This window comes from Pseudomonas sp. 32A, from assembly GCF_052682255.1.
On sequence record NZ_JBQYLY010000001.1, the window covers coordinates 3,384,852 to 3,410,128 of the forward strand.

The 25,277-nt window shown below is 60.2% G+C and carries 20 protein-coding genes and 1 pseudogene; 7 read left to right on the top strand and 14 right to left on the bottom strand.

Going from position 1 to position 25,277, the window contains the following annotated elements; translation table 11 throughout:
• Positions 1-170: 170 nt before the first annotated feature.
• A pseudogene (locus ACUN0G_RS15430) lies at positions 171-293 on the bottom strand (transposase); the annotation flags it as partial.
• Positions 294-474: 181 nt separating this feature from the next.
• Here ACUN0G_RS15430 and ACUN0G_RS15435 point away from each other — a divergent pair.
• Positions 475-810 (top strand): hypothetical protein, encoded by a 336-nt coding sequence (locus tag ACUN0G_RS15435; protein ID WP_445573769.1) that lies wholly within the window; start codon positions 475-477, stop codon positions 808-810.
• 220 nt (positions 811-1,030) lie between these two features.
• Positions 1,031-1,366 carry a hypothetical protein gene (locus ACUN0G_RS15440; RefSeq protein WP_445573770.1) on the top strand — a complete coding sequence of 112 codons (336 nt, stop codon included), beginning with the start codon at positions 1,031-1,033 and terminating at the stop codon, positions 1,364-1,366.
• 123 nt (positions 1,367-1,489) lie between these two features.
• Here ACUN0G_RS15440 and ACUN0G_RS15445 read toward each other — a convergent pair whose 3' ends face one another.
• Together ACUN0G_RS15445 and ACUN0G_RS15450 are read right to left on the bottom strand one after the other, a co-directional pair.
• The gene (locus ACUN0G_RS15445; RefSeq protein WP_445573771.1) at positions 1,490-1,783 is read right to left on the bottom strand and encodes a fructose-bisphosphate aldolase; all 294 of its coding nucleotides are present in this window, start codon (positions 1,781-1,783) and stop codon (positions 1,490-1,492) included.
• A gap of 484 nt (positions 1,784-2,267) precedes the next feature.
• Positions 2,268-2,933, bottom strand: coding sequence for a polysaccharide lyase family 7 protein (locus tag ACUN0G_RS15450; RefSeq protein ID WP_258342578.1), 666 nt, complete (start codon positions 2,931-2,933; stop codon positions 2,268-2,270).
• 308 nt (positions 2,934-3,241) lie between these two features.
• Between ACUN0G_RS15450 and ACUN0G_RS15455 the strand changes: the two genes are divergently transcribed.
• The 3 genes from ACUN0G_RS15455 to ACUN0G_RS15465 are packed head-to-tail and all read left to right on the top strand — an operon-like array spanning position 3,242 to position 6,213.
• Positions 3,242-5,353 carry a putative bifunctional diguanylate cyclase/phosphodiesterase gene (locus ACUN0G_RS15455; protein WP_258342577.1) on the top strand — a complete coding sequence of 704 codons (2,112 nt, stop codon included), beginning with the start codon at positions 3,242-3,244 and terminating at the stop codon, positions 5,351-5,353.
• A gap of 43 nt (positions 5,354-5,396) precedes the next feature.
• A complete protein-coding gene (locus ACUN0G_RS15460; protein WP_010167569.1) occupies positions 5,397-5,897 on the top strand; it encodes a M48 metallopeptidase family protein in 501 nt (166 codons plus the stop codon).
• 19 nt (positions 5,898-5,916) lie between these two features.
• Positions 5,917-6,213: a winged helix-turn-helix domain-containing protein gene (locus ACUN0G_RS15465; RefSeq protein WP_008434063.1), complete on the top strand. Its 297-nt coding sequence runs from the start codon at positions 5,917-5,919 to the stop codon at positions 6,211-6,213.
• Between the two features lie 132 nt (positions 6,214-6,345).
• Here the strand turns inward: ACUN0G_RS15465 and ACUN0G_RS15470 are convergent, their stop codons facing one another.
• Complete coding sequence (locus tag ACUN0G_RS15470; protein WP_258342572.1) at positions 6,346-6,798, bottom strand: GNAT family N-acetyltransferase; 453 nt, start codon at positions 6,796-6,798, stop codon at positions 6,346-6,348.
• A gap of 221 nt (positions 6,799-7,019) precedes the next feature.
• Here ACUN0G_RS15470 and ACUN0G_RS15475 point away from each other — a divergent pair, with 221 nt between their 5' ends.
• Positions 7,020-7,757 carry a substrate-binding periplasmic protein gene (locus tag ACUN0G_RS15475; protein WP_445573772.1) on the top strand — a complete coding sequence of 246 codons (738 nt, stop codon included), beginning with the start codon at positions 7,020-7,022 and terminating at the stop codon, positions 7,755-7,757.
• 88 nt (positions 7,758-7,845) lie between these two features.
• Here the strand turns inward: ACUN0G_RS15475 and yccS are convergent, their stop codons facing one another.
• The 10 genes from yccS to betI all read right to left on the bottom strand — a co-directional run bounded on the left by yccS (position 7,846) and on the right by betI (position 22,721).
• Entirely contained in the window at positions 7,846-10,029 is a 2,184-nt protein-coding gene (gene yccS, locus ACUN0G_RS15480; protein WP_177025585.1) for a YccS family putative transporter, read from the bottom strand.
• Positions 10,030-10,267: 238 nt separating this feature from the next.
• Positions 10,268-11,446, bottom strand: coding sequence for a BaiN/RdsA family NAD(P)/FAD-dependent oxidoreductase (locus ACUN0G_RS15485; RefSeq protein WP_218263017.1), 1,179 nt, complete (start codon positions 11,444-11,446; stop codon positions 10,268-10,270).
• Between the two features lie 160 nt (positions 11,447-11,606).
• Complete coding sequence (gene dbpA, locus ACUN0G_RS15490) at positions 11,607-12,944, bottom strand: ATP-dependent RNA helicase DbpA (protein ID WP_236260841.1); 1,338 nt, start codon at positions 12,942-12,944, stop codon at positions 11,607-11,609.
• Positions 12,945-13,074: 130 nt separating this feature from the next.
• Entirely contained in the window at positions 13,075-14,502 is a 1,428-nt protein-coding gene (gene mdtD / locus ACUN0G_RS15495) for a multidrug transporter subunit MdtD (protein ID WP_177035277.1), read from the bottom strand.
• A gap of 36 nt (positions 14,503-14,538) precedes the next feature.
• Complete coding sequence (locus ACUN0G_RS15500) at positions 14,539-15,429, bottom strand: alpha/beta fold hydrolase (RefSeq protein ID WP_445573773.1); 891 nt, start codon at positions 15,427-15,429, stop codon at positions 14,539-14,541.
• A 329-nt stretch (positions 15,430-15,758) separates the two neighbouring features.
• Entirely contained in the window at positions 15,759-17,075 is a 1,317-nt protein-coding gene (locus tag ACUN0G_RS15505; protein ID WP_445573774.1) for a TldD/PmbA family protein, read from the bottom strand.
• On the bottom strand, positions 17,075-18,517 hold the full coding sequence (locus tag ACUN0G_RS15510) for a TldD/PmbA family protein (RefSeq protein WP_421526021.1): 1,443 nt from the start codon (positions 18,515-18,517) through the stop codon (positions 17,075-17,077). The genes ACUN0G_RS15505 and ACUN0G_RS15510 overlap by 1 nt, the downstream gene beginning before the upstream one ends.
• A 215-nt stretch (positions 18,518-18,732) precedes the next feature.
• Positions 18,733-20,436, bottom strand: coding sequence for a choline dehydrogenase (gene betA, locus ACUN0G_RS15515; protein WP_017476450.1), 1,704 nt, complete (start codon positions 20,434-20,436; stop codon positions 18,733-18,735).
• Positions 20,437-20,593: 157 nt separating this feature from the next.
• On the bottom strand, positions 20,594-22,066 hold the full coding sequence (betB, locus tag ACUN0G_RS15520) for a betaine-aldehyde dehydrogenase (protein ID WP_076017806.1): 1,473 nt from the start codon (positions 22,064-22,066) through the stop codon (positions 20,594-20,596).
• A 61-nt stretch (positions 22,067-22,127) separates the two neighbouring features.
• Positions 22,128-22,721, bottom strand: a complete 594-nt coding sequence (gene betI, locus ACUN0G_RS15525) for a transcriptional regulator BetI (protein WP_177043168.1) — start codon at positions 22,719-22,721, stop codon at positions 22,128-22,130.
• A 375-nt stretch (positions 22,722-23,096) separates the two neighbouring features.
• Here betI and ACUN0G_RS15530 point away from each other — a divergent pair, with 375 nt between their 5' ends.
• Positions 23,097-25,031 carry a BCCT family transporter gene (locus ACUN0G_RS15530; protein ID WP_421526023.1) on the top strand — a complete coding sequence of 645 codons (1,935 nt, stop codon included), beginning with the start codon at positions 23,097-23,099 and terminating at the stop codon, positions 25,029-25,031.
• The last annotated feature ends 246 nt before the right edge of the window (positions 25,032-25,277 follow it).

Genomic DNA, 25,277 nt, shown 5'->3' on the forward strand with positions numbered 1-25,277 from the left:
TTTAGCGGAACCTGTGAAATTTGACAGTTTTTAGGATGTTTTCGTTATAATAGATAGAATTATTTGTTCTATTTTTCGTTAAAGTCGGTGCCCATCAGCCCGTTGCATTCAGAATTAAAGGGATAAAGGATTAAAGGGTAAATAAAGGGGCAGCCGATAAAGGGGCGGATTTATTTAAATTGCCATGGCCTACCCAGCCCGCGATTGGTGATACGCAACCCCGTGATTTTCTCAATCTCATCTACAAAAACTGAATTGCCCGTCAACTGCCCTCGTTGTAGTGCGTCAGATAGTTCGACAAATAGATCTGTCCCCTTAAGAATAGGCCCGCAGCGATGCGGGCTTTTTTCTCGCTATAGTGCCAAGTGCAAAAAGGTATAAAAAACTGTGAGGTTTCACAGGTGACGTCAAAGTCCATATGAATATAATTTTTGTGAGTGTGCGTTTTTCTAATTCAGCGCTGAGGGTGTGATTATGGCAAATTCAAATCCATGTTTGGAAGTGCAAGGTGTCTATCGTTCAGATGTTACTCCGCAAAATGATTACTATAGCTTTATGATTATTTATGCTGATAATTGGACGGGTGCCATCGAAGCTTCTTGGGGCAAAAATCAATCTCCACAAACTGCCATGGTTAAGAGCGGGTTCAAGCGGCTTCCGGCCAGCAATGAATCAGTTTTGAACCTGACGTTTGATAGTAATGTGGCATGTACTTTATTATCCGCTGATCAAACGTACAAAAAACTATCCGGCCAGCTTTACGATAAACAGACCGGCATTCTAAGTGAAGTGGTTTTTCATAAGGAGTGATTCGTGCAGTGTAAACAATGGGCCTCACCCGGGATAGCTGGATTTGAGCCCCTTCCCTGTGCTTGTTAACTGCGATGACGACGTTTACCAAGGGGCTCAGGTCCTACCAAGCCTCGTGTGAGTTTTAACGCCGGTGGGTAAACAGTGTTGAGTGTTGAGAGCGATATGGCTGAAAGACTATTTGATTGTTTCGAACATTAATCAAGGTGAGGTCTGCATCATGAAAGAAATTACTAATCTTCAAGGCTCTTATTTTAGTGAGCCCGTGAATAATACCTACTACACGCTTTTTATTAAGTCCGCTGATTGGGATGAAGGCACTATCATTGGGCGTTATGGTAAAGGGCAGTGGTTGGGGCACAGTCTGTATAGTGGTTCGCTGCACTGGACCGGCGAGTCAAGTAACATCTGGCTGGATATGATCTTCGATAAGTGCACCTTAAGGTGTGATGATAAAAACTTTAACAGACTGTACGGAACAGTTCAGGGTGTTTATGAATCTGAAGGGCATACAATTGTGTTTAATAAGGCCAAAGATGAAATCGTTCAAGGATGACTATCTTGATCTAATGCAGAGGATTGCCCGCTCTCTGTGTTTGTAGCGGGCATTTTTTGGAAAGGCATTGAACAATGCTGAAAAACGCCCGCAGCGATGCGGGCGTTTGTGGCTGAAATTTGATCAGGCGGCTGTGGGCGTGTCGAAGCCGCGATGTTCGATGACGCGGAATACGTCGCTTACATCCTGCAGCAGGATGCGGGCGGTGTTGGCTACGTGGTTCAGGTCACGCTCCGCAAAATCGGGCAGGCTGGAGCAGGCCATCAGGTTGAGGTGTTCGAGGGCGGCGTTGAGGCGTTCACGCAGGCAGGCGTGCAGGTCCGGTAGCGGAGCTTCGCTGTCGATCAGGAGTACGGGGTATTCGGTGGCTGTTTCGGTGCAAGGGGTGAAACGGCGGGGCGGGAGTTGTGGCTTCATGGCAAATCCTTAACTCAAAAGAAAATTGGCCACCGTTTGCTGCGAAACAAATAGGGTGGCAGCTGTACGCGGGTTCGCAGACCGAGGAGTTAAGACCCGGCAGACCCGAAGGTCTCCCACGTACAACCGCCATAAAAAGCCGAGCATTGGCAGGGCTGCCTATGCCGTATTTTGACGGGTACGGTATTAACTCTGTAGGGCTGCGAAACCCTATCGCCGTTCAATGCCGGCGACGGGGCGAACTATAAGCGGCGCTCCGATTCACCGCAACGGCCCCGTAGGACGCGGAACCCTTGTGGGGAGCCGGGCTTGCCCGCGATGGCGGTGTGCCAGTCGAAGAATAACTTGGCTGATACACCGCCATCGCGGGCAAGTCGAATCGTCGCACCGCCAGCTTCCACAGGGATCAGTGGTGTTTAATGGATTGTTGTTGAGCGCCGAATGATCCTTAAGTCTTTAGGACTGTGCCTACGAGCCGCCAGTCTCACTCGTGATCAATATCCAGCTTCGCAAACGTCACCCGAGCCCCTTCCTTGCTATTGCCGCTGTTGTCCTGCACGTAGGCACCGGCCTTGAAGTACAGCGGTTGTTTGCCCCACGCAGCGCCGATGCGTTCGTTCCATTGCCCATTGGCAGCGTCGACGCTCAACAATCCGGCCTTGTTCAGGTGGATGACATAGGTGAAGTCGCGGTCCAGCGGTACGTTCTCGGCGACGATGATCACCCGGCCTTCCGACTCGTCGGGGCGCATGCGTACCTTGGCGACGATGTTGCCGGTCTGGGTTTTTTCCTTGTATTGGTACTCGACCTTGATCAGTGGCTTCTGGCTTTCGTAGGCGTGGATTTGACCGATCACCACCTTGCCGGAGGACGGCACCTTGTTGACCGCCAACGTGGCGCGCAGGTAGTTGTCGGCGTCGCTGTACAGCCAGTTGCGCAGGCGGCCGTCGGCGTAGGTTTCCCGCAGTTCGCTACGGGGGTAGACGGCGTTTTCGGTACGCGTGCCGGTGACCGGCGTCCAGAATTGCACGCTGCTGCCTTCGGCCTGGAAGTATTGGTCCTTGAACCCGCTGAGCAGTTTCGGGGTGTCGATGGTCGAGGGCGGGGAGCCGACGGGGATGCTCAAGTTCCAGGTGGACAGATCAATCATTGAATACGCCTTTAACGGGGAGAGAAGGCCTTGGCTCGGGGGCCGGCACTTTCTTTATAGGTGGCTCGAAATGGATTGTTAATGATTTTGTGGCGGTTTGTTGGCGTCAGACAAATGTCAAAAAGCCATGTTTCCCATAAACCGGGGGCTGTAGACACTGACCGTTAGTCGGTTGGCTGGACTTTGGCGCAATGATGGCACCGCCGTGGCTTCTGCTTTATGGGATCCAGGGATAGAGTGAGCCCTTATTGTTTATCCGGTTTTGTCGCAAAAATGACCGGAGTGACGCCGACGAAAGAGAAGCAGCAATGGAATGCGCTCCAATCAAGCCTCGCGATGGTTGTTCAGTGCTTTTGGTGGTCGATGACTATCCCGAGAACCTGATCAGCATGCGTGCACTATTGCAGCGTGAAGACTGGCATGTGGTGACGGCGGCGTCCGGGATTGAAGCCCTGGGATTACTGTTGGAGCATGACGTCGACCTGGTGTTGCTGGATGTGATGATGCCCGGCATGGACGGTTTTGAAGTCGCCCGGCTGATGCGCGGCAGCCAGCGCACGCAAATGACCCCGATCATCTTTCTCAGCGCCCACGCCCAATCGCCGGCGGCGGTGCTGGAAGGGTATGCCAGCGGCGCGATCGACTACCTGCTCAAACCCTTCGATCCCAATATCCTCAAGCCCAAGGTCCAGGCCCTGCTGGAGCACCAGCGTAATCGCCGGGCCTTGCAGCGCCTGAGTCATGACCTGGAGTCCGCCCGCGCCTTCAATGCTTCGGTGCTCGACAACGCCGCCGAAGGCATCCTGGTGGTGGGCGAGGACGGCGTGATCAGCTACGCCAACCCGGCGATTTCGCGGCTGCTGAATGCGCCGGTCGCCGAGTTGCAGGGCGCCGAGTTCCTCGCTTTTCTGCAAAAGCCCCACGTGCCTGGCTGGCCTGATTCGGCCTTGTACGAAGGCTACAAGCGCGGCGAAACCTGGCGCCTGCACGACGCGATCTTGCGTACCGCGCCCGGCCAGCAGCTGCCGGTGGCGATGTCGTGTGCGCCGCTGCCGGCCGAGCAGAAAGCCATGGTGGTCACGGTGCTGGACATGTCCGAGGTGCGTCATCTGCATCAGCAGCTGGAGTTCCAGGCGGTTACCGACCCGCTGACCGGCTTGCTCAACCGGCGCGGGTTTCACCAGGCGGTGGAGAATGTGCTGTTGCGCAGTGAGCGTAGCGAACAGTCGCTGGTGCTGCTGTACCTGGACCTCGACGGGTTCAAGCGGGTCAATGATTCCCTGGGGCACGACGCCGGTGACCGGGTGCTGCGCTGGGTCTCGGAGCAGTTGAAAGCGTGCCTGCGCTCCTACGACATTCTTGGCCGCATGGGCGGGGATGAATTCACCGCGCTGCTGGAGCTGGAATTCCCGGAGCAGGCGGCCAAGATTGCGGAAAAACTGATCGAGCGGGTGTCGATCTGTCAGCAGGTCGACGGTTTGGATGTGATGCTGGGCGTCAGTATCGGCATCGCCACCTTTCCGGACTGCGGCTCGGACCTCAACGGCCTGCTGCGGGCTGCCGACGTTGCCATGTACGAGGCCAAGCGCGCCGGGCGTCAGCAATATCGCTATTACGACCAGGAAATGAACGGCCGGGCCCGCTCGCGGCTGATGCTCGAAGACAGCGTGCGCAACGCCATCGACAGCAAGGATTTCACCCTGGTGTACCAGCCGCAGGTCTCGCTGCACGACGGTCACTTGCGGGGCGTCGAAGCGCTATTGCGCTGGCAGCATCCGAGTGTCGGCGATGTGCCGCCGGGGCTGTTTCTGCCGTTGCTGGAAGAAGCGCGGCTGATCAGCCAATTAAGCTCGTGGATCTATCAGCAGGTGGCCGCCCAGCGGCAGGAATGGAAAGCGGTGTTCAGCGACGGGCTGGTGCTGAGCGTGAGTTTGAGCAGCAGCCAGTTCAATATGCCGAACCTGGCCAGCCAGCTGCAGCAGGTACTCGAGCGACATGGGCTGCAAGGCCGGCAGCTTGAGGTGGAGATCAGCGAAGAAAGCCTGATGCACAACCTGGACGAGTCCACCAAGCAGCTCAAGCTGTTGCGCCGGGCAGGGGTGCGGATCGCCCTCGATGACTTCGGCGCGGGTAACTGCTCCCTGGCGCACCTGCGGGACCTGGAGTTCGACACCCTCAAGCTCGACCCTAAGCTGGTCGCCCGCCTGCCAGGCTCATCCCGGGATGCGGCGATGACGCGGAGCATTATCGAACTGTGCCGGCACTTCGACCTGCTGGTGATTGCCGAGGGCGTCGAGACCCAGGAGCAAGCGGAGTGGCTAAAGGCCAATGGTTGCCAGTTCATCCAGGGGCCGCAGATAGCGCCACCGTTGATGGCCGATGAAATTGCCGACTGGCACCAACGCGCAGCACTGCGCTGAATTCGCTACACTGGCGCCCATTCAAATCCCCGTTGTTGACCCCATGACTGCGCTGAAATACCTCCAGGCCTACCCCGCAGCATTGCAGGAGCAAGTGCGCCAGTTGATTGCCAAGGACCAACTCGGCGACTACCTGACCCAGCGTTACCCCGAGCGTCATGGCGTGCAGAGCGACAAAGCCCTGTACAGCTACGCCCAAGCCCTGAAGCAGGAACACCTGCGCAATGCCCCGGCCATCGACAAAGTGCTGTTCGATAACCGCCTGGACCTGACCCACCGCGCCCTCGGCCTGCACACCACCATCTCCCGGGTGCAGGGTGGCAACCTCAAGTCGAAGAAAGAAATCCGCATCGCCTCGCTGTTCAAGGAAGCCGCGCCGGAGTTTCTGCGCATGATCGTGGTACACGAGCTGGCGCACTTCAAAGAGTCGGACCACAACAAGGCGTTCTACAAACTCTGTGAATACATGCTGCCGGGCTACCATCAGGTGGAATTCGACCTGCGGGTATACCTGACCTGGCGGGACCTGCAGGGCAAGCCCTAATCTTCAAAGGCGATCGAGCATGGATGTGAGCAAGACCAAAAGCAGCTTCTACCGGCGCCTGTATGTGGCGTATCTGATCGACAGCCAGTTGGCCAGCAGCGTCCCGGCATTGACCGAAGTCACGGGCATGCCCCGGCGCACCGCCCAGGACACGATTGCGGCGTTGGCGGACCTGGACATTGTGTGTGAGTTTGAGCAGGAAGACGGCGCCCGCAACCATGCCGGGCGCTATCGGATTCGTGATTGGGGCGCGATTGATCGGCGCTGGATCGAGGCGAACCTGGCGAGCATTAAACAGGTGTTGGGTTACCCCTGAGCCTGCGGCGAGGAGGCTTTTCCTGTGGCGAGGGGGCTTGTCCCCCGTTGGAGTGCGTAGCGCTCCCGCTTTTTTTGGGGCCGCTTCGCAGCCCAACGGGGGACAAGCCCCCTCGCCACAAAAGCCCAGTGCCTAGGGACGGCGCATGCCTATATGTGGAATGTCATCCTCCAGGTATTCCTCACCCGCCACCACAAACCCGTACCGCCCGTAATACCCCTGCAAATGCGCCTGGGCCGACAGATAGATCGGCACGTCGGGCCACTGTTTCTCCGCCTGCCTGAGGGCTTCATCCATCATCTGGTGGCCCAGCCCGGTGCCCCGTGCACTCGGTGCAACGATCACCCGGCCGATCACCACATCGCCGCCCTGGGATTCTGGATCCAGCAGGCGCAGGTAGGCCTGCAGTTGACCGTCGCTCCAGGCCATCAGGTGATGGGTGTCACCGTCCAGGTCCTGGCCATCGATGTCCTGGTAGACGCATTTCTGCTCGACCACGAAGACCTCCGAGCGCAGGCGCAAAATGGCGTACAGCTGCTCCTTGCCCAGATCACTGTGGTGTTTGCAGACCCATTCGACTGTCATGGTGTTTTCTCGGCTGATTGTCTGGTCAGGATAGTAAGCGCGTGGGGGGCGGGTGTCTAAATTACGCCGTTTTTGTGAGTGAGATCAATTTGCCATCATTCTGTGCGTGCGCCGCTGTCGTCTTTGTGTAATCTGCAGTACAGGCTCATTGATGAGCTACTGTTAAACCCTCGGGTTCAACCCTGAGGTCAGGCCATAGAACGCCCGCCAAGGACTTGAGCATGCCGCGATTTTCTCGTGCCGTTGCTTTGATCGGTTTGTTGTTGCTGGCCCAGACGGCGGCGGCAGAACGTTTGCGCCTGGTAGCGGATGCCTGGCCGCCGTTTACCGATGCCACCCTGATCAATGGTGGGTTGGCCACCGATATCGTCACCACCGCCCTGGCCCGCGCCGGCTTCGCCAGTGACTTTGAACAGGTGCCCTGGGCCCGCGCGCTAATGGGGGTGGGCGACGGGCGTTACGACGTACTCATCAACGCCTGGTACGACGACGCGCGAACTCAGTTGGGGCAGTTTTCCGGCGAATACCTGCTCAATCGGGTGCTGTTTCTAAAACGTCGGGATGACCCCATCGAGTACCAGAACCTGGAGCAATTGCACGATTATCCCGTCGCGGTGGTGCGTGGGTACGCCTATTCGGCGGCGTTCGACGCCGATGTGCAATTGCAGAAAGTCCCGGTGCATAACTTCGCCATGGCCGTGCGGATGTTGGCGGCGCGGCGGGTCCGGCTGACGGTGGAAGATGAATTCGTCGCCCGTTACTACCTGGCGCGGGAGTCCGCCACGGTGCGCAATGCGGTGGAGTTTTTGCCGGTACCGTTGAGCGAAAACAGCCTGCACATTCTGGTCAGCCTGAAAAATCCGCAGCATGAGCAGATTGTTGCCGGGTTTGATCGGGAGATTGCCAGGATGAAAGTGGATGGCAGTTATGCGCGGTTGATGAAACAGCACGGGATGTAGTGTTTTGGAGGGCCCCATCGCGGGCAAGCCCGGCTCCCACAGTTGACCGAGTACTCCTGTGGGAGCTGGGCTTGCCCGCGATAGCGATTTAATCCGCGCTGGTGTCTTTGATCAGGTGCGCCGCCAACGTGCGCAACGGCCCCAGTTGCCGGCAGATCAACGCCAACTGCGTCTGCACCAACCGCTGTCCTTCATCAATCTCGTCCGGCATCTGCTCCAGGTCGACCGCCAAGGCTTCTTCCGCATCACTTTGAATCGCGATCGGCTGCTTGTTGGCCAGTCCTGTGGCGATCTCGTCGATGCTCGCCGCCAGCGTCTTCCCGGCGCCTTCGATCAAGTGCTCGCGCACCTCCGCCGGCAATTGGGTTTCCCGGTGCGCACCCAGCCCTGACAGGTAGCTGAGCAGCGTGTGGGACAGCACCAGGAACCTGAACCCCACATCCGCTTCCTTACGGAAATGCCCCGGCTCCATCAGCATATTCGCCAGGGTGGTGGACAGTGCGGCGTCGGCGTTGTGGGCGTTGCGCCGGGCCAGGCGGTAAGCCAGGTCGTCGCTCTTGCCGGCGGCGTACTGCTGCATGATCTGGCGCAGGTAGATGCTGTTGCAGGTCAGGGTGTTGGCCAGCACCTTGTTCAGGCGTCGGCCCTGCCAGTCCGGCAGGAACAGGAACACCGCCAGCCCGGCGATCAGGCTGCCGAGCAAGGTATCGAACAGCCGTGGCAGGAACAGCCCGTAGCCATCGCCCACCTGGTTGAAGCAGAACAGCACCATCAGCGTGATCGCAGCGGTTGCCAGGGTGTAGCGCGTGGTGCGGTTGATAAAGAACACCAGGCCGGCAGCGATGGCGAACATTGACTGGATCAGCGGGTTGGGGAACAGGTCGAACAGCGCCCAGGCGATGGTCAGCCCGATGGCGGTGCCGATGATCCGCTGGCCCAGTTTGCGCCGGGTGGCACCGTAGTTCGGCTGGCACACGAACAGGGTGGTGAGGATGATCCAGTAGCCCTGGGATGGGTGAATCAAGTGCACCATCCAATAGCCGATGCTCAGTGCCAGGGGCAGGCGCAGGGCGTGGCGGAACAGCAAGGAGGTTGGTGTCAGCTGCGTGCGCAGGCGGGTCCACATCTCTTTGAGGTTGCGCGGTGCACGGTCCAGCAGGCTGCTGTCGGTGGCATCGGCCAGGCTGTCGGGGTTGGCGGCGTCGCCGAGCAGGCGGTCCAGGGTCGACAGGTTGGCGGCCAGGGCACGCAGGGAGCGCAGCAGGCCGCGCCAGGCCGGGTTGCTCTGGATGCGCAGGTGTTCCAGGGAGGCATTCAGGTCGCCCAGGGCTTCGGCAAAGCTGTCGTCATAGACGAAGGGCTGGCGCATCTGGATCGATTCGGCGAGGGTCTGGCAGGCCTTGCCTTGCTGGCGCAGCAGGCGCTGGCAGCGGAACAGCACATCGCTGTGGAAGAAGGCCTCGGCGAGTGCGTTGTAAGGGTAGTGCGAGGAGCTGGCGCGTTCGTGGATGTCCTGGGCCAGGAAATACAGCTTGAGGTAGCGGCTGACCTTGGAGCCCGGGCGGCCATTGCCGACCCGGTGCAGGATGATCTCTTTAGCCGCGTTCAATGCTGCCACCACCCGGCCATTTTGCTGCGCCAGTTCCAGGCGCCGCGCTTCCACATCCAGTTGGCGGATCGGTTCGAACAATGAGGACTTGAGCTTGAGGTAACGCCCCAGCTCACGAAACAACCGCGCCAGGCTCTGCTGCACCGGCTGGTTGGAAAACAGCACCTGCCACAGCACCGACAGCGCGCCATACCACGCGGCGCCGGCCACCAGCAGCAAGGGTTCATGCCAGAAGTCCGTGACCGCACCACCGCGCTGGTCCACGCCGATCATGGTGTAGACCGAGAGAATCAGGGTGGCCGAAGCGATCGCCCCATAACGCTCGCCGAGGGCACCGAGCATGGTCAGGCCGAAGCTGGAGAGCGCCAGGAAGATCGCGAAGATCCAGGGGTAGGGGAAGAGCAGTTCGACAGAAAGCGCGGCGGTGCTGAAGCACACCAGTGTCACGGCCAGGGCGTTGAGCCGGCCTTGCCAGTTGTCATCGGTCTCGGCCAGGGCGCTGGCGATAATCCCCAGGAACAGCGGGATCAGCAGCGCCATTTCATTCTGGTACCAGCACAGCGCCATGCTGCCGGTCAGGGCGATGAATACCCGTACGCTGTAACTGAACTTATCCAGTGCCCAAAGGCGCCGCATGGACTGCTTGAAGGAGGTCGATGACATGAAGTCTGGGGTCTTCCGGGACGATGCCGCTAAATTGAGCCAGTAATGACGCCACGGCAAGCGTGGCGATCACATCCAACAGCAAAATTTATTACAGGCACTCTCTCAAGAACACCCCAAACCAATGTGGGAGCTGGCTTGCCTGCGATGGCGGTGTGTCAGTCAATCAAGGTGTTGAAGGTGCCGGCCTCATCGCAGGCAAGCCAGCTCCCACAGTTTGACCGAGTACATCCTTGAATCAGGCAAATTGGGCAGCGGCATAACCGGAAGCCCACGCCCACTGGAAATTGAACCCGCCCAGGTGACCGGTCACATCCAACACTTCGCCGATGAAGTACAAACCGGGGCTTTTCAGGGATTCCATGGTCTTGGACGACACCTCCCGGGTGTCCACGCCACCCAGGGTGACCTCGGCGGTGCGATAGCCTTCAGTGCCCGCCGGCACCAACTGCCAGCTCCCCAGTTTGCTGGCGATGTCGGCAATCTCGGCGTGGGTGTACTGCTTCATTGGCTTGGAAACGAACCAGGTTTCGGCCAGCAGGTTGGCCATCTTCTTGGTGAAGATCTCACCCAGCAGGGTTTTCAGCTCGCTGTTCGGGCGCTCCACCTGTTGCGCTTGCAGCCAGGTGTGGGCGTCGTGATCGGGCAGCAGGTTGATTTCCACGGTGTCGCCGGATTCCCAGTACGAGGAAATCTGCAGGATCGCCGGCCCGCTCAGGCCGCGGTGGGTAAACAGGATGTTCTCGCGAAAGCTCTGGTCATTGCAGCTCACCAGGCAATCCACGGACGTACCGGACAGCTCGCCGCACAATTCCTTGAGCTGATCGGTGATGGTGAACGGCACCAGCCCGGCGCGGGTTGGCAGCAGTTCATGGCCGAACTGCTTGGCCACTTGATAACCAAAGCCGGTGGCGCCCAGGGTCGGGATCGACAGCCCGCCAGTGGCGATCACCAGCGACTCGCAGCGCAACTCACCCAGGGTGGTTTGCAACTGATAGCCGCCATCGACCTTGGCAATCTCTTGTACCGAGGTGTCCAGGTGCATGCTCACGCCGACCTGGATGCACTCATCCAGCAGCATCCCGAGGATGTCGCTGGACTTGTTGTCGCAGAACAGCTGGCCGAGTTTCTTCTCGTGGTACGGCACGCCGTGCTTGGCCACCAGCGCGATGAAATCCCACTGGGTGTAGCGGGCCAGGGCGGACTTGCAGAAGTGCGCGTTGTGGGAGAGGAAGTTGGCAGGCTCCGTGTACATATTGGTGAAGTTGCAGCGGCCACCGCCGGACATCAGGATCTTTTTGCCGGCCTTGTTCGCGTGGTCGATCAACATCACCTTGCGCCCACGCCCGGCGGCGGTCAGCGCACACATCAAGCCTGCGGCGCCGGCGCCAATGATCACAACTTCGGTCGAGCGCACAGCCATGTCCTCATACAAATTCTGAATTGGAATACAGTCAAATGTGGGAGCGGGCTTGCTCGCGAATGCGGAGTGTCAGTCACCGAATCTGTCGACTGATATACCGCATTCGCGAGCAAGCCCGCTCCCACATTTTTGATCTCGGTATAGCTTGAGATCTTTACAGGATACGCACGCGCAACGAACGGCCTTTGATCTTGCCGTCATTCAAACGCTGCAGCGCCTGTTTGGCGATCCCACGTTCCACGGCCACAAAGGCCTGGAAATCAAAGATCGCGATCTTGCCGACCTGGGCCCCCGGAATCCCGGCTTCACCGGTCAGTGCGCCAAGGATATCGCCCGGGCGAACCTTGTCTTTACGGCCGGCGGCAATGCACAGGGTGCTCATCACCGGCAGCAACGGGCCGCCGCTCTGAGGCTTGAGGTTGTCCAGTTGGTCCCAGTTCAGCGGCGACTTCTGCAGTTGCTCGATGGCCTGGGCGCGATGGGCTTCGGACGGTGCGACGAGGCTGATAGCAATGCCCGTCTCACCCGCACGACCGGTACGGCCCACGCGGTGAATGTGGATTTCCGAGTCGCGGGCCAGTTCGACGTTGATCACCATGTCCAGCGCATCAATGTCCAAGCCACGGGCGGCGACGTCGGTGGCCACCAGTACCGATGTACTGCGGTTGGCGAACATCGCCAGCACCTGGTCACGGTCGCGCTGTTCCAGGTCGCCATGCAGGCCGACGGCGGAGATGCCCTTGGCGGTCAGGTGGTCCACGGTTTCCTGCACTTGCTGCTTGGTGAAGCAGAAGGCTACGCAAGAAGCCGGACGGAAATGCGCCAGGACCTTGGTCACCGCGTCCATGCGCTCTTCCGGAGAAATCTCGTAGAAGCGCTGCTCGATCTGATCGTCCGAGTGGAACGCTTCGGCCTTGACCTGCTGCGGCGCGCGCATGAATTTCGAGGCCAACTGCTTGATGCTCACCGGGTAGGTGGCCGAAAACAGCAGGGTCTGGCGGCGGGCCGGGGTCTTGCTGATGATGTCTTCGATGGCGTCGTAGAAGCCCATGTCGAGCATGCGGTCGGCTTCATCGAGGATCAGTGTGTTCAAGCCGTCCAGGACCAGCGAACCCTTGCGCAGGTGCTGCTGGATACGGCCCGGGGTACCGACGATGACGTGGGCGCCGTGCTCCAGGGAAGCGATCTGCGGGCCGAGGGACACGCCGCCGCACAGGGTCAGCACCTTGATGTTGTCTTCGGCGCGGGCCAGGCGGCGGATTTCCTTGGCCACCTGGTCAGCCAGCTCGCGGGTCGGGCACATGACCAGTGCCTGGCAGCCGAAGTAGCGCGGGTTGATCGGGTTCAACAGGCCGATGCCAAAGGCTGCGGTCTTGCCGCTGCCGGTCTTGGCCTGGGCAATCAGGTCCAGCCCTTTGAGGATCACCGGCAAGCTTTGCGCCTGGATCTGCGTCATCTCGACATAACCCAGCGAGTCGAGGTTAGCCAGCATGGCGGCGGACAGGGGCAAAGTATTAAAAGCGGTGGCGATGGTAGTCACGGGACTGGCTCTGCAAAACAAAATGTCGCGCAGTGTACCAGCCTCGTGGGATTTTCCCTGCAAGTTCTAGACGAGAAGCCTGTTAATGCTCAATGTCGTGCTCACGGCTGACCACGCGTTTGCCGTCTTTTGGCGACAATTGCAGGAAGATCGCCGCCGCCAGCATCGCCATGATGCCCACGGTGACGAAGGTCAACTGGAACGCGCCGAGTACGGTGTCGACCCCGTCGTTGCCCACTTCGGCGGTAAAACCACCCAGCAGCGCACCGGCGCAGGCCACCCCCAGGCTCAGGGACAACTGCGCCACCACCGACAGCAAACTATTGCCGCTGCTGGCCTGAGCGTCGTCGAGGTCGATCAGGGTCACGGTGTTCATCGCGGTAAATTGCAGCGAGTTGATTGCCCCGAGGATCGCCAGCATGCCCAGCAGCAACGGGTAGGGCGTGTGTTCGCTGACCAGGCCCATGCTCGCCAGCATGATCCCCAGCGCCAGGGTGTTGCCGGTGAGCACCACGCGGTAGCCCAAGCGCTCGATCAGCGGCCGGGCGATGGACTTGGCAAACATCGCCGCCGCCGCCAGGGGCAGCATGCTCATCCCCGCTTCCGACGGCGAATAACCCAGCGCCACCTGCAACAGCAGCGGCACCAGGAACGGCAATGCGCCGCTGCCCAGGCGGGCGAACAGGTTGCCGAGGATGCCCACGGCAAAGGTCCGGGTCTTGAACAGCACCGGCGAGAACAGTGGGTTGTCGATATGCCCGGCCCGTAGCCAATACGCCGCCAGGCACGCGAGGCCGCCGAACAGCAGCAACATCACCCGCAGGTGTGGCAGGTGCAATTCGCCGAGGCCTTCCATGGCGATGGTGATCAGCACCATCGCCGCGCCGAACAGCAGGAAACCCACGCCGTCGAAACGCGTGCGTTCGCTGCCGCGCAGGTCGGGGATGAATTTCCAGACGGCGTAGCAGCCGATGATGCCCACCGGCAGGTTGATCAGGAAGATCCAGTGCCAGGTCAGGTATTGCACCATCCAGCCGCCCATGGTCGGGCCGAGCAGTGGGCCCAGCAGCCCGGGAATGGTGATGAAACCCATGATGCGCACCAGCTCCGAACGCGGGTAGGCGCGCAACACCACCAGCCTGCCCACCGGCAACATCAAGGCACCACCCAGGCCCTGGATCACCCGGGCGCCCACCAGCATGGTCAGCGTACTGGAGAGCGCGCAGAGCAACGAGCCAATGCTGAACAGCATGATCGCGCCGAAGAAAATCTTCTTGGTGCCGAAGCGGTCGGCCACCCAACCGGAGGCCGGGATCAGCAACGCCACGGTCAGCATGTAGGCGATCACCACGCCTTGCATGCGCAGCGGGTTCTCCGCCAGATCTCGGGCCATGGCCGGCAACGCGGTGTTGAGAATCGTCCCATCCAACGATTGCATGAAGAAGGCAATCGCTACCACCCAGGGTAGCCAGCGGGCGGTCTTGGCATCGAGAGGGGCGCGATTCGGCATGAGTTACCTTTTTGTTAGCAGCCTATGTGTCGGCGATTATGCGCCATCGGCAGCTCCTTTTCCCACTGGCGCTTCGTCTATATCTGACAACGCCACGTCTTTGCCCACCAGGAAATCAATCAGCGCCCGGTGCACAGCGAGGGCCGCTTCGCGGGATTCCAGGTCGAGCAAATGGCCGGTGTGTTCGGCGGTGGCGAAGCTGCTGCGGCCTACGTATTTTTTGAACAGTTGGGCTTCGTCTGCGGGGGTGTACTCGTCCAGCACGCCGTTGAGGAAGTGCACCGGGGTTTCGATCCGGGTCAATTGCGGCAGGTAGTTGCCGTCACCCAGGGCCAGCACCTGATGGATATGGAAACGCGCCTGGCGATACTCAGTGCTGGCCATGGTCGACAGGTGCCGGTGGTTATTGCGCTTGAGCCGGGGCGACAGGTATTTGCCCACGGTTTCATTCAGCAGATGGCCGACGGCGGATTTGTCATCGGCCTCGATCAACACCCGCACCCGTTCCACGTACTCGAGCATCGCCTGATTGAGGTTGGGCGCCAGCGCCATCACCACCGAGCTTTCAATCGACGGCGGGTTATGCGCGAGGGTCAGCAGCGTGGAAATCCCGCCCCAAGAGGCGGACACCAGGTGGTTGACCTGAAAGCGTTCCACCAATGCCCGCAGGATCTGCACTTCATCGTCCTTGGTCACAAGGTCCAGGTCGGTGTTGTGGGGGCGCGAATAGCCGGAGAACGGCAAGTCGAACATCAGCACATTGAAGTGCTCGGACAGGCACTTGCTGGTGCGGGCAAACGAGCGGGTGGTGGACAGCGCACCATTGACCAACAGCACGGTTTTCTTCTCTGGGTTGTTACCAAGCTGCTCTACGTGAACGTTGTAGTGCTTGAACAGCTTTTCAATGACAAAACTTCCATGGTTCATGTCAACGCTCCAGCTTGCCCTATCCCGGGCAAGGTCATGCATCACTTGAAATCAAGTGGGTTGAGGACGGCGGGGTGTTGTTTGAGTTTTTTTACCGCGCGGACGTGGCTAGATGCCACTAACCTTTATAACGAGGTTTTTCGCGAGCGACAACTGGCCGGACGGCCAGGTGTCTGGAGTGGGGTTTTAAGGATGAAGCGAATCAAAATGTGGAATGCGATCAACTGTGGGAGCGGGCTTGCTCGCGAATGCGGCATGTCAGCCACTACATCTGTGACTGAGGCACCGCATTCGCGAGCAAGCCCGCTCCCACATGGGTTTTGCGTTGCTTATAAGGTCAGGGTCAGGCGTTTTACCAATGCCCCCGGCAATAGATTGGACGAGGTATTACGCTGGCTGTACGTACTCGCCGACAGCAGCAACTCCCGATCAGCGGTCAGCGCTTCCAGTTGCGAGCCCAGCAGGCTGTACACGCTGTCATCAAAACGCATGGTGCTGACCGGCGCCTTGATCTCGCCGTCCTCGACCCAGAACGTGGCGAAGCGGGTCATGCCGGTCAGGCGCGCGGCGGGCTGGTCGGAGTAGTTCAAGTACCACAGGTTGCTGATGTACAAGCCGGTGCCCAATTGCTTGAGGATATCGGCCTGGGCCAGGTTGCCAGCGGCCATCTGCAAGGCGCTGGGCGATTCATCGGCGCTGGCGCCGTTGGTGCTCAAGCCATATTCGGCCGCGCTGCGGGAGTTGACCAGTTGGCCTTCAGCCTTGCCGGCACTGATCAGCTTCACGTCGCTGCGTGGATAGCCGTCACGGGAAAACGCCGAGCTCAGGGAGCCGCTGACCTGTTCGTCCAGGGTCACCAGCGGGCTCAAGGTTTGATCACCGTTGTACAAGCGTTGCAACGGGCTGCCCTTGCTGGCGATGGACTGGGCGGAAAACCCGCCCCAGGTCAGCATGCTGATGATCTCTTCCATGGCCGCCGGGGCCAGGTAGGCGCGGTATTGCCCCGGTGCCAGCGGGTGCAGCGGGCGGCCGAGGAATTCCAGTTGCTCGCGGGCCTGCTGGAAACGTTGGGCGAAGGCCGCGCTGTCCCAATCGTTGCCGGCGTAGCTGGCTTTCACCGCTTCGCCGTTGGCGTGGAACAGGCTGAAGTCGAAGTTGAAACTGTTGGCCTGGTGCCAGCCGAAGGCGCCTGATGAACTGGCGAAACCGCGGCTGATAGGGCCGGCGGCGTAGAAGCCGACCATGTCCACGCCCTCGGCGGCCGCGCTGATTGCTTCCAGCACCTGGGCCAGGTCCGGCAGTGGTCGGTCCTGCTGGTCCTTGTTTTGCCAAGCGTTGTGGTTGAGCAGCAGGTACGGATCCTGCGGCAGCAACGGCAAGGTCTCGCGCAGTTGTTGCAGGCCGTTGGCCAGGCGCTGACGATCCAGTTCAGGCTCGCCCGCCAGGGTGATACCGAGGTCGGCGTGGCGCCCGTCGTTGATCAGCTTCAGGTTCAGGCTGGCCTGTTGCACCTGGCCGGCCTGGCGCACTTTGCCGTGGTTGAAACGCACAAACTCGGAGGACTCGTCGGCGTAGCCGAGGTGGAATTGTTCTGTCTCGGTGATGGCCTGCTTGAGCCAATCGACCAATGCCTTGAAGTTGTTCATCAGGCATCTCCCCCAAATACATCAATATTGCTGAACACACAGGCCGGCGATGCATGGCCGACGCGGATCACCTGGTTCGGTTCGCCCTTGCCACAGTTTGGCGTACCCAGGACCCTGGAGGTGCCGGCGTCGCCTACAGCGCTGAGGTTGCGCCAGAACTGTGCGGAGATCGCCCGGTAGTTGGGGTTCTTTACCACGCCTTTGAGTTCACCGTTTTCAATCAACTGGCCCCATTCGCAACCGAACTGGAATTTGTTGCGCGCGTCGTCAATCGACCACGAACGGTTGGTGGACATCAGGATGCCGTTCTCGATACCGCCAATCAGCTGCGCCATGCTTTTGTTGCCGGGCTCGATGTTGAGGTTGGCCATGCGGTCGATCGGCGCGCGATTCCAGCTGCAGGCACGGCTGTTGGCCACGCCGTCCATGCCAGAACGGTATTGAGACAGCGCCCCGCCCAACGGTTTGAGCAGCAGACCCTCACGGATCAGGAATTGCTTGCTGGCTTTGGTACCGTCGTCATCATGGCCATAGCTGGCAAGCTGCTCGGGAATGTCCGGGTCAAAGGTCACGTTCAACAGGTTGGAGCCATATTGCAAATGGCCGAAATCGCTGGCCTTGACGAAGCTGGTGCCGGCGTAATTGCGCTCGTCGCCGAGGATGCGGTCCAGTTCCAGCGGGTGGCCGATGGATTCGTGGATCTGCAGGATCATCTGGTCGGGCGTCAGCAGCAGGTCGCGTTTGCCGTTGGGCGTGTTTGGCGCCAACAGTAATTGCAGGGCACTGTCTGCGACTTTTGGGGCCGCGCCCACCAGGCCGAAGCGGCTGATCACGTCAAAGCCGCCTTGCTGGCCGAAGTTGGTGCCGCCGAGGGTGCGGGTCTGGCTGTCATTGCCGTCGTAGGCCGTGACGTTGACGCCCGGGAACACAAACCGCTGGGCCTGGCGCAGTTCGGCGCCGGCGCTGTTGAGGTAGATCTGTTCGACGTGGGTGGTGCCCAGGCTGACTTCCCAGTTCACCAGGCGCTCGTCCTTGGGCACGGCGGCCGATTCGGCGCCGAGCAGTTGGTAGCAGTCGCTCAGGGACGGGAAGGGCTGGTCGAGGTTCGGCGACAGGTAGTCGGCAATGTCGCTGGACACCGGCTGGTCGCGCAGGTCGAGCAGGGCGTGAGGCTTGATGAGCCGGGCTTGCTGTTCGGCACGCTCAAGGGCGGCTTGCAGGCCGGGCAGGGAAATGTCGTGAGTGGCGGCGTAGGCTTCGACGCCGTTGAGGCGCACGGTGAGCATCGCGCCTTCGTCCTGGCTGAGGTGTGGCGGCTCGGCGACGTTCTTGCGTACCGACAGGTACTGGCCGGACTCGCGGACATAGCGCAGGGAAAAGAATTCGGCGGTGGTGCGCAGGGCACCGAAGTGCTTTTTGAGTGTGGCGTGGTGGTCGAACATGGGGCCTTCCTTGTGGGCGGCTCGGCGCGGGCAGGCAAATAGAGTAGGCCTGGGCTGGGAGCTGATCAAGGAAAGTGTAGGGGAGGGGTTTTGCAGTGTCTGGTCGGGCCTCATCGCGGGCAAGCCCGGCTCCCACATTTGACCGAGTTGTTCTGGCGAACGAGGTCAAATGTGGGAGCTGGCTTGCCTGCGATGCAGGCGCCGCGGTCTATCAGTTACTGCGCAGTAGGACCTACTTCACGCATCGGCTTGCCACGCACCGGCGCATCGCCCGCTACGTAGTAATCCGCAGTGCTGCGCGGCAGTGGCTGGCGGCCACGGATCTTGTCGGCGATTTTCTCGGCGATCATGATCGTCGGCGCGTTCAGGTTACCGGTGGTGATGATCGGCATGATCGACGCGTCAACCACGCGCAGACCTTGCATGCCATGCACACGGCCTTCGGCGTCAACCACGGCCATCTCGTCGGTGCCCATCTTGCACGAGCAGGACGGGTGGAACGCGGTCTCGGCGTGCTCACGGATAAACTTGTCCAGTTGCTCGTCGGTCTGTACGTCAATGCCCGGGCTGATTTCGCGGCCACGGTATTGATCCAGTGCCGGCTGCTGCATGATTTCACGGGTCAGGCGGATGCCGTCGCGGAATTCCTGCCAGTCCTGCTCGGTAGACATGTAGTTGAAGAGGATGCTCGGGTATTCCCGCGGGTTCTTCGACTTCAACTGCACGCGACCACGGCTCGGCGAACGCATGGAGCCCATGTGTGCCTGGAAACCGTGCTCTTTCACACCGTTGCTGCCGTTGTAGTTAATCGCCACCGGCAGGAAGTGGTACTGGATGTTCGGCCAATCGAAGTCTTCACGGGTACGGATGAAACCGCCCGCTTCGAACTGGTTGCTGGCGCCGATGCCGGTGCCGTTGAACAGCCACTCGGCACCAATGGCCGGCTGGTTGTACCAGAGCAGCGACGGGTACAGCGAGACCGGTTGGGTGCAGGCGTATTGCAGGTACAGCTCGAGGTGATCCTGCAGGTTTTCGCCGACGCCTGGCAGGTCGTGGACCACCGGGATGTCGAGGCTTTCCAGCAGTTTCGCCGGGCCGACGCCGGAACGTTGCAGCAGTTGCGGCGAAGCGATTGCGCCGCTGCACACCAGGACTTCCTTGCGGGCACGGGCTTCAACGCGCTCTTCGGCAGCACCGATCAGGTAACGCACGCCGACGGCACGCTTGCCTTCGAACAGGACTTTGTCGGTCAGGGCGTGGGTGACGATGGTCAGCGTCGAGCGCTTCTTGGCCGTGTCCAGGTAACCGCGAGCGGTGCTGGCGCGACGACCGTTTGGCGTCACGGTACGGTCCATCGGGCCGAAGCCTTCCTGCTGGTAGCCGTTCAAGTCTTCGGTGCGTGGGTAACCGGCCTGTACGCCTGCTTCAACCATCGCGTGGAACAGCGGGTTGTTGCCGGCTTTTGGCGTGGTCACGCTGACCGGGCCGTCGCCACCGTGGTAGTCGTTCGGGCCGATGTCGCGGGTTTCGGCTTTACGGAAATACGGCAGGCAGTCCAGGTAGGTCCAGTCTTCCAGGCCCGGCAGTTTCGACCAGTTGTCGTAGTCCATCGCGTTGCCGCGGATGTAGCACATGCCGTTGATCAGCGAAGAACCGCCGAGGCCTTTGCCGCGACCGCATTCCATCCGGCGACCGTCCATGTGTGGCTCTGGATCGGTTTCGTAGGCCCAGTTGTAGCGGCGGCCTTGCAGCGGGAACGCCAGGGCGGCTGGCATTTGGGTACGGAAATCGAGACGGTAGTCCGGGCCGCCGGCTTCCAGCAGCAGGACGGTGACGCCTTCGTCTTCGGTCAGACGGGTCGCCAGGGTGTTACCGGCGGAGCCGGCACCCACAATGATGTAGTCGTATTCTTGGGACATTAAATGCACCCTCATTTAGATATGGTCAGGTCAGGCGAGTGCTTCGCACTCATCGCAGGCAAGCCAGCTCCCACAGTTGATCGGGTTCACACGGTCAATATGTGGGAGCCGGGCTTGCCCGCGATGGCGGCCTCGCGGGCAATACAAAACCCAGGGGTTAGAACACCGAGGCGTAGTCGCCCAGCTCAACCTGTACCGATTTGATGCGAGTGAAGTTGTTCAGCGAGCTGATCCCGTTTTCACGGCCAACGCCCGACTGCTTGTAGCCGCCCACCGGCATCTTCGCGTCGGACTCGCCCCAGGCGTTGATCCAGCAGATACCGGCTTCCAGCTGATGAATCACGCGGTGCGCGCGGTTCAGGTCTTTGGTCACCAGGCCAGCGGCCAGGCCGAAGTCGGTGTCGTTGGCGCGACGGATCACTTCTTCTTCGGTGTCGTAGGTGAGGATGCTCATCACCGGGCCGAAGATTTCTTCACGGACGATGGTCATTTCGTCGGTGCAGTCGGTGAACACGGTCGGGGCCACGTAGGCACCCTTGGCGAATTCGCCGTCGGTCAGGCGGTCGCCGCCGCACAGCAGGCGCGCGCCTTGCTCTTTACCTTTGGCGATGTAGCCGAGCACGCTTTCCATGTGGGCGAAGCTGACCAGCGGGCCGAAGTTGGTGTTTTCATCTTCCGGGTTGCCGATGCGGATGCGGGCAACGCGCTCGGCGATCTTGGCTTCGAACGCACCTTTGAGGGCGGTCGGAACGAATACGCGAGTGCCGTTGGTGCAGACCTGGCCCGAGCTGTAGAAGTTGGCCATCATCGCGATGTCGGCGGCGCGGTCGAGGTCGGCGTCGTCGAAAATGATCAGCGGGGATTTGCCGCCCAGTTCCATGGTGACTTCTTTGAGCGAGGAGCTCGAAGCGCTGGCCATGACTTTCTTGCCGGTGTCGGTGCCGCCGGTGAAGGAGACTTTCTCGATGCGCGGGTGCTCGGTCAGCCAGGTGCCGACTTCACGGCCGCTGCCGGTCAGAACGTTGAACACACCGTCCGGAACGCCGGCTGCGGTGTAGATTTCAGCCAGTTTCAGGGTGGTCAGCGAGGTGACTTCGCTTGGCTTGAAGATCATCGCGTTACCGGCCGCCAGGGCAGGTGCGGATTTCCACAGGGCGATCTGGATCGGGTAGTTCCATGCGCCGATACCGGCCACGACGCCCAGCGGCTCGCGACGGGTGTAGACGAAAGAAGTGTCACGCAGCGGGATCTGCTCGCCTTCGATGGCGGGCACCAGGCCTGCGTAGTATTCCAGCACGTCGGCGCCGGTGACGATGTCGACGTATTGGGTTTCGGAGTACGGCTTGCCGGTGTCCAGGGTTTCCAGGGCGGCCAGCTCATCGTTGCGCTCGCGCAGGATGTCGACGGCGCGACGCAGGATGCGCGAACGCTCCATGGCGGTCATGGCGGCCCAGATTTTCTGGCCTTTTTCGGCGCTGACTACAGCGCGCTCAACGTCTTCTTTGGTGGCGCGTTGCACATTGGCGAGAACTTCACCGTTAGCCGGGTTGATGGCTTCGAAAGTGGCATCGCTGCCAGCGTCGGAGTAGCCGCCGTCAATGTAGAGTTTTTGCAGTTCGAAACGGGCCATAAAGTCCTCGCAAGTGCATAAGTGGTTGGCGCGGTTCGGGAGTTGAGCGGTTATGTGTGCTCTAACTCACCTGCTTGGCCAATTGGAAATCCATGTATTCGTAAGCGATCCGTTGCGCCTGCTCCGTGTCGAAAGCGTCTCCCGACAGGGCGCCGCGCAACCACAAACCGTCGATCAGGGCCGCCAGGCCTCGGGCTGCGCTGCGTGCGTCGGACAACGGCAACGCTCGGCGGAACTGGCAACACAGGTTGGAATACAGACGGTGATCGTTGATCCGCTGCAACCTGTGCAATGACGGGTGGTGCATGCTGGTGGCCCAGAAGGCCAGCCAGGTTTTCATCGCCGGGCCGTTGACTTGGCTGGCGTCGAAGTTGCCTTCGATGATCACCTGAAGATGAGCCCGCGGGCTGTCATCTTTCAGCGCCAACCGGCGCTCGGTGACGTTCTCGATCAGCACGTTCATCAGGTACCGCATCGTGGCGGCGATCAGGCCATTCTTGTCCTGAAAATAGTGACTGATGATGCCGTTCGAGACACCGGCCAGACGGGCGATCAGCGCAATGCTGGCATCCCCCATTCCGACCTGATCGACCGCAGTCAATGTGGCTTCGATCAACTGCTGGCGGCGTATGGGTTGCATACCGACCTTGGGCATCGTGAACCTCTCCTTAGGCCTGCCAACGGGCGATAAACGTCCGTCGGCTTGTGGGCCAGTCTATTTTGTTTTGATTGAACGTTCAATCAACAAAGAATAAGATCTGCGACAAATGGTCGCTGCCTACAGGTATTTCCTACGTGCAAGTGGCACCACCTGACATCGGGAAACCCCATGAAACAGCCCGGCACAGCGGTTCGCCGGGGTTCATGGTTTTTCGGGGTGTCTTTATACACCCGTCCGTCGACTGCCGAAAAATCGATGGCTCGGGTCATGCGTTGCCTTGTGTTTCTCTGCACTGCCCGGAGCATCTGTGCCATGAGTTCTGCCTCTCTTATAAAGACCCCGCCGGAAAAGGTGCGGGTCAACGGTTGGGTGTTCTACACCTCCACCGCGCTGATTCTGTTGTTGACCGCGATTTTGATCATCGCCCCGCAGGAAGCCGGCAGGATGCTCGGTGTGGCCCAAGCCTGGTTGTCGAAAAGCTTTGGCTGGTACTACATGGTTGTGATCGCCGCCTACCTGGTGTTTGTGGTGGGCCTGGCGTTTTCGTCCTACGGCAAATTGAAACTGGGCAGCAAGGACGACACCCCGGACTTCAGCTACGGCGCCTGGGCCGGCATGCTCTTTTCGTCGGGTATCGGCATCTCGCTGTTGTACTTCGGCGCGTCCGAGCCGCTGGACCACTACTTCAACCCGCCTGAAGGCGCATCGGCCACTGGCGACGCTGCGCGTCAGGCGTTGCAGTTGACGTTCCTGCACTGGGGCCTGCACGGCTGGGCGATCTACGCACTGGTCGGCCTGGCCGTGGCGTACTTTGCCTACCGTCATAACCAGCCGCTGGCCTTGCGCTCGGCGCTGTACCCGCTGGTGGGCGAGCGTTGGGTCAAAGGCGCGGCCGGTCACGCGGTAGACGGCTTCGGCATGTTCGTAACGCTGCTGGGCCTGGTGACGAACCTGGGGATTGGTTCGATGCAAGTGTCCTCCGGGTTGGAAAACCTGTTCGGCATGGAACACAGCAACACCAACCTGCTGATCGTGATCATCGTGATGAGCACCGTGGCGACTATTGCTGCAGTGTCGGGTGTGGAAAACGGCATTCGCCGCCTGTCCAACCTGAACATCGTGCTGTTCAGCGGCCTGCTGATTTTCGTGCTGCTGTTTGGCCCGACCCTGCACTTGCTCAACGGCCTGGTGCAAAACACCGGCGACTACCTGAACGGTATCGTGCTGAAAACCTTCGACCTGTACGTGTATGAAGGCGACGCCGGCAAGACCGAACGCTGGATGGGCCTGTGGACCCTGTTCTACTGGGCCTGGTGGATTTCCTGGGCGCCATTCGTGGGCATGTTCATCGCACGTATTTCCCGTGGTCGTACCGTGCGTGAACTGGTGGCCGGTGTGCTGCTGATCCCGCTGGGCTTCACCCTGGCGTGGTTGTCGATCTTCGGCAACTCGGCCCTGGACCTGGTGTTGAACCATGGTGCGGTGGAGTTGGGCAAGACCGCACTGGAACAGCCGTCCATGGCGATCTACCAGCTGCTTGAGCATTACCCGGCGTCGAAAATCGTCATCGGTGTGTCGATCTTTGTCGGCTTCGTACTGTTCCTGACCCCGGCGGATTCCGGCGCGGTGATGATGGCGAACCTGTCCTGCAAGGGCGGCAACGTTGACGAAGATGCGCCGCACTGGCTGCGGATTTTCTGGTCGGTCGTCATCACGCTGGTGACCATCGGCCTGCTGTTCGCCGGTAACTTTGAAGCCATGCAAACCATGGTGGTGCTGGCCGGCCTGCCGTTCTCGGTGGTGCTGATCCTGTTCATGTTCGGCCTGCACAAGGCAATGCGCCAGGACGTGGCGATCGAGCTGGAGCAGGCGCAATTGGCTGAACGTGGTCGGCGTGGTTTCAGCGAGCGTTTGACTGCCCTGGACCTGCAACCGAGCCAGGGTACCGTGCAGCGCTTTATGGACAAGCACGTCACGCCGGCGCTGGAAGAAGCGGCGACTGCGTTGCGTGATCAGGGGCTGGAAGTGCAGACCCTGCTGGGTAAATCCAAGCGCTGCATTGGTGTGCGCATCGAGATGGAAGAGGGTAATCCGTTTGTCTACGAGGTGAGCCTGGATGCTTATTCGTCGGCACCGAGCGACTTGCCCGAGGAAGAGCGCACGCGTTACTACCGCGCCGAGGTTTACCTGCACAACGGGCCTCAAGAGTACGACCTGATGGGCTTCACCCAGGAACAGATCACCCGGGACGTGCTCGATCAGTTTGAAAGCCATCGGCAGCTCCTTGGCCGTGTCTATAGCTAAGAGTGGGTGGTGATGATCGTTCCCACGCTCCGCGTGGGAACGCATCCTGTGACGCTCCGCGTCACGATTTCAAGAGCGGACGCAGAGCGTCCATTGCGGCGTTCCCACGCAGAGCGTGGGAACGATCAATGCGGCGCCTTTACTGGCGCCGCTGTTCCAAAGTTGGAATGGGGTCAAATGTGGGAGCTGGCTTGCCTGCGATAGCAGTGGTGAATTCACTGCAGCTATCGCAGGCAAGCCAGCTCC

What these genes read in the sequence shown, in the direction of transcription:
- ACUN0G_RS15435 (WP_445573769.1), top strand. Translation starts at nt 475, where the DNA reads ATGGCAAATTCAAATCCATGTTTGGAAGTGCAAGGTGTCTATCGTTCA.
- ACUN0G_RS15440 (WP_445573770.1), top strand. Translation starts at nt 1,031, where the DNA reads ATGAAAGAAATTACTAATCTTCAAGGCTCTTATTTTAGTGAGCCCGTG.
- ACUN0G_RS15445 (WP_445573771.1), bottom strand. Translation starts at nt 1,783, where the DNA reads ATGAAGCCACAACTCCCGCCCCGCCGTTTCACCCCTTGCACCGAAACA.
- ACUN0G_RS15450 (WP_258342578.1), bottom strand. Translation starts at nt 2,933, where the DNA reads ATGATTGATCTGTCCACCTGGAACTTGAGCATCCCCGTCGGCTCCCCG.
- ACUN0G_RS15455 (WP_258342577.1), top strand. Translation starts at nt 3,242, where the DNA reads ATGGAATGCGCTCCAATCAAGCCTCGCGATGGTTGTTCAGTGCTTTTG.
- ACUN0G_RS15460 (WP_010167569.1), top strand. Translation starts at nt 5,397, where the DNA reads ATGACTGCGCTGAAATACCTCCAGGCCTACCCCGCAGCATTGCAGGAG.
- ACUN0G_RS15465 (WP_008434063.1), top strand. Translation starts at nt 5,917, where the DNA reads ATGGATGTGAGCAAGACCAAAAGCAGCTTCTACCGGCGCCTGTATGTG.
- ACUN0G_RS15470 (WP_258342572.1), bottom strand. Translation starts at nt 6,798, where the DNA reads ATGACAGTCGAATGGGTCTGCAAACACCACAGTGATCTGGGCAAGGAG.
- ACUN0G_RS15475 (WP_445573772.1), top strand. Translation starts at nt 7,020, where the DNA reads ATGCCGCGATTTTCTCGTGCCGTTGCTTTGATCGGTTTGTTGTTGCTG.
- yccS (WP_177025585.1), bottom strand. Translation starts at nt 10,029, where the DNA reads ATGTCATCGACCTCCTTCAAGCAGTCCATGCGGCGCCTTTGGGCACTG.
- dbpA (WP_236260841.1), bottom strand. Translation starts at nt 12,944, where the DNA reads ATGCTGGCTAACCTCGACTCGCTGGGTTATGTCGAGATGACGCAGATC.
- mdtD (WP_177035277.1), bottom strand. Translation starts at nt 14,502, where the DNA reads ATGCCGAATCGCGCCCCTCTCGATGCCAAGACCGCCCGCTGGCTACCC.
- ACUN0G_RS15500 (WP_445573773.1), bottom strand. Translation starts at nt 15,429, where the DNA reads ATGAACCATGGAAGTTTTGTCATTGAAAAGCTGTTCAAGCACTACAAC.
- ACUN0G_RS15505 (WP_445573774.1), bottom strand. Translation starts at nt 17,075, where the DNA reads ATGAACAACTTCAAGGCATTGGTCGATTGGCTCAAGCAGGCCATCACC.
- ACUN0G_RS15510 (WP_421526021.1), bottom strand. Translation starts at nt 18,517, where the DNA reads ATGTTCGACCACCACGCCACACTCAAAAAGCACTTCGGTGCCCTGCGC.
- betA (WP_017476450.1), bottom strand. Translation starts at nt 20,436, where the DNA reads ATGTCCCAAGAATACGACTACATCATTGTGGGTGCCGGCTCCGCCGGT.
- betB (WP_076017806.1), bottom strand. Translation starts at nt 22,066, where the DNA reads ATGGCCCGTTTCGAACTGCAAAAACTCTACATTGACGGCGGCTACTCC.
- betI (WP_177043168.1), bottom strand. Translation starts at nt 22,721, where the DNA reads ATGCCCAAGGTCGGTATGCAACCCATACGCCGCCAGCAGTTGATCGAA.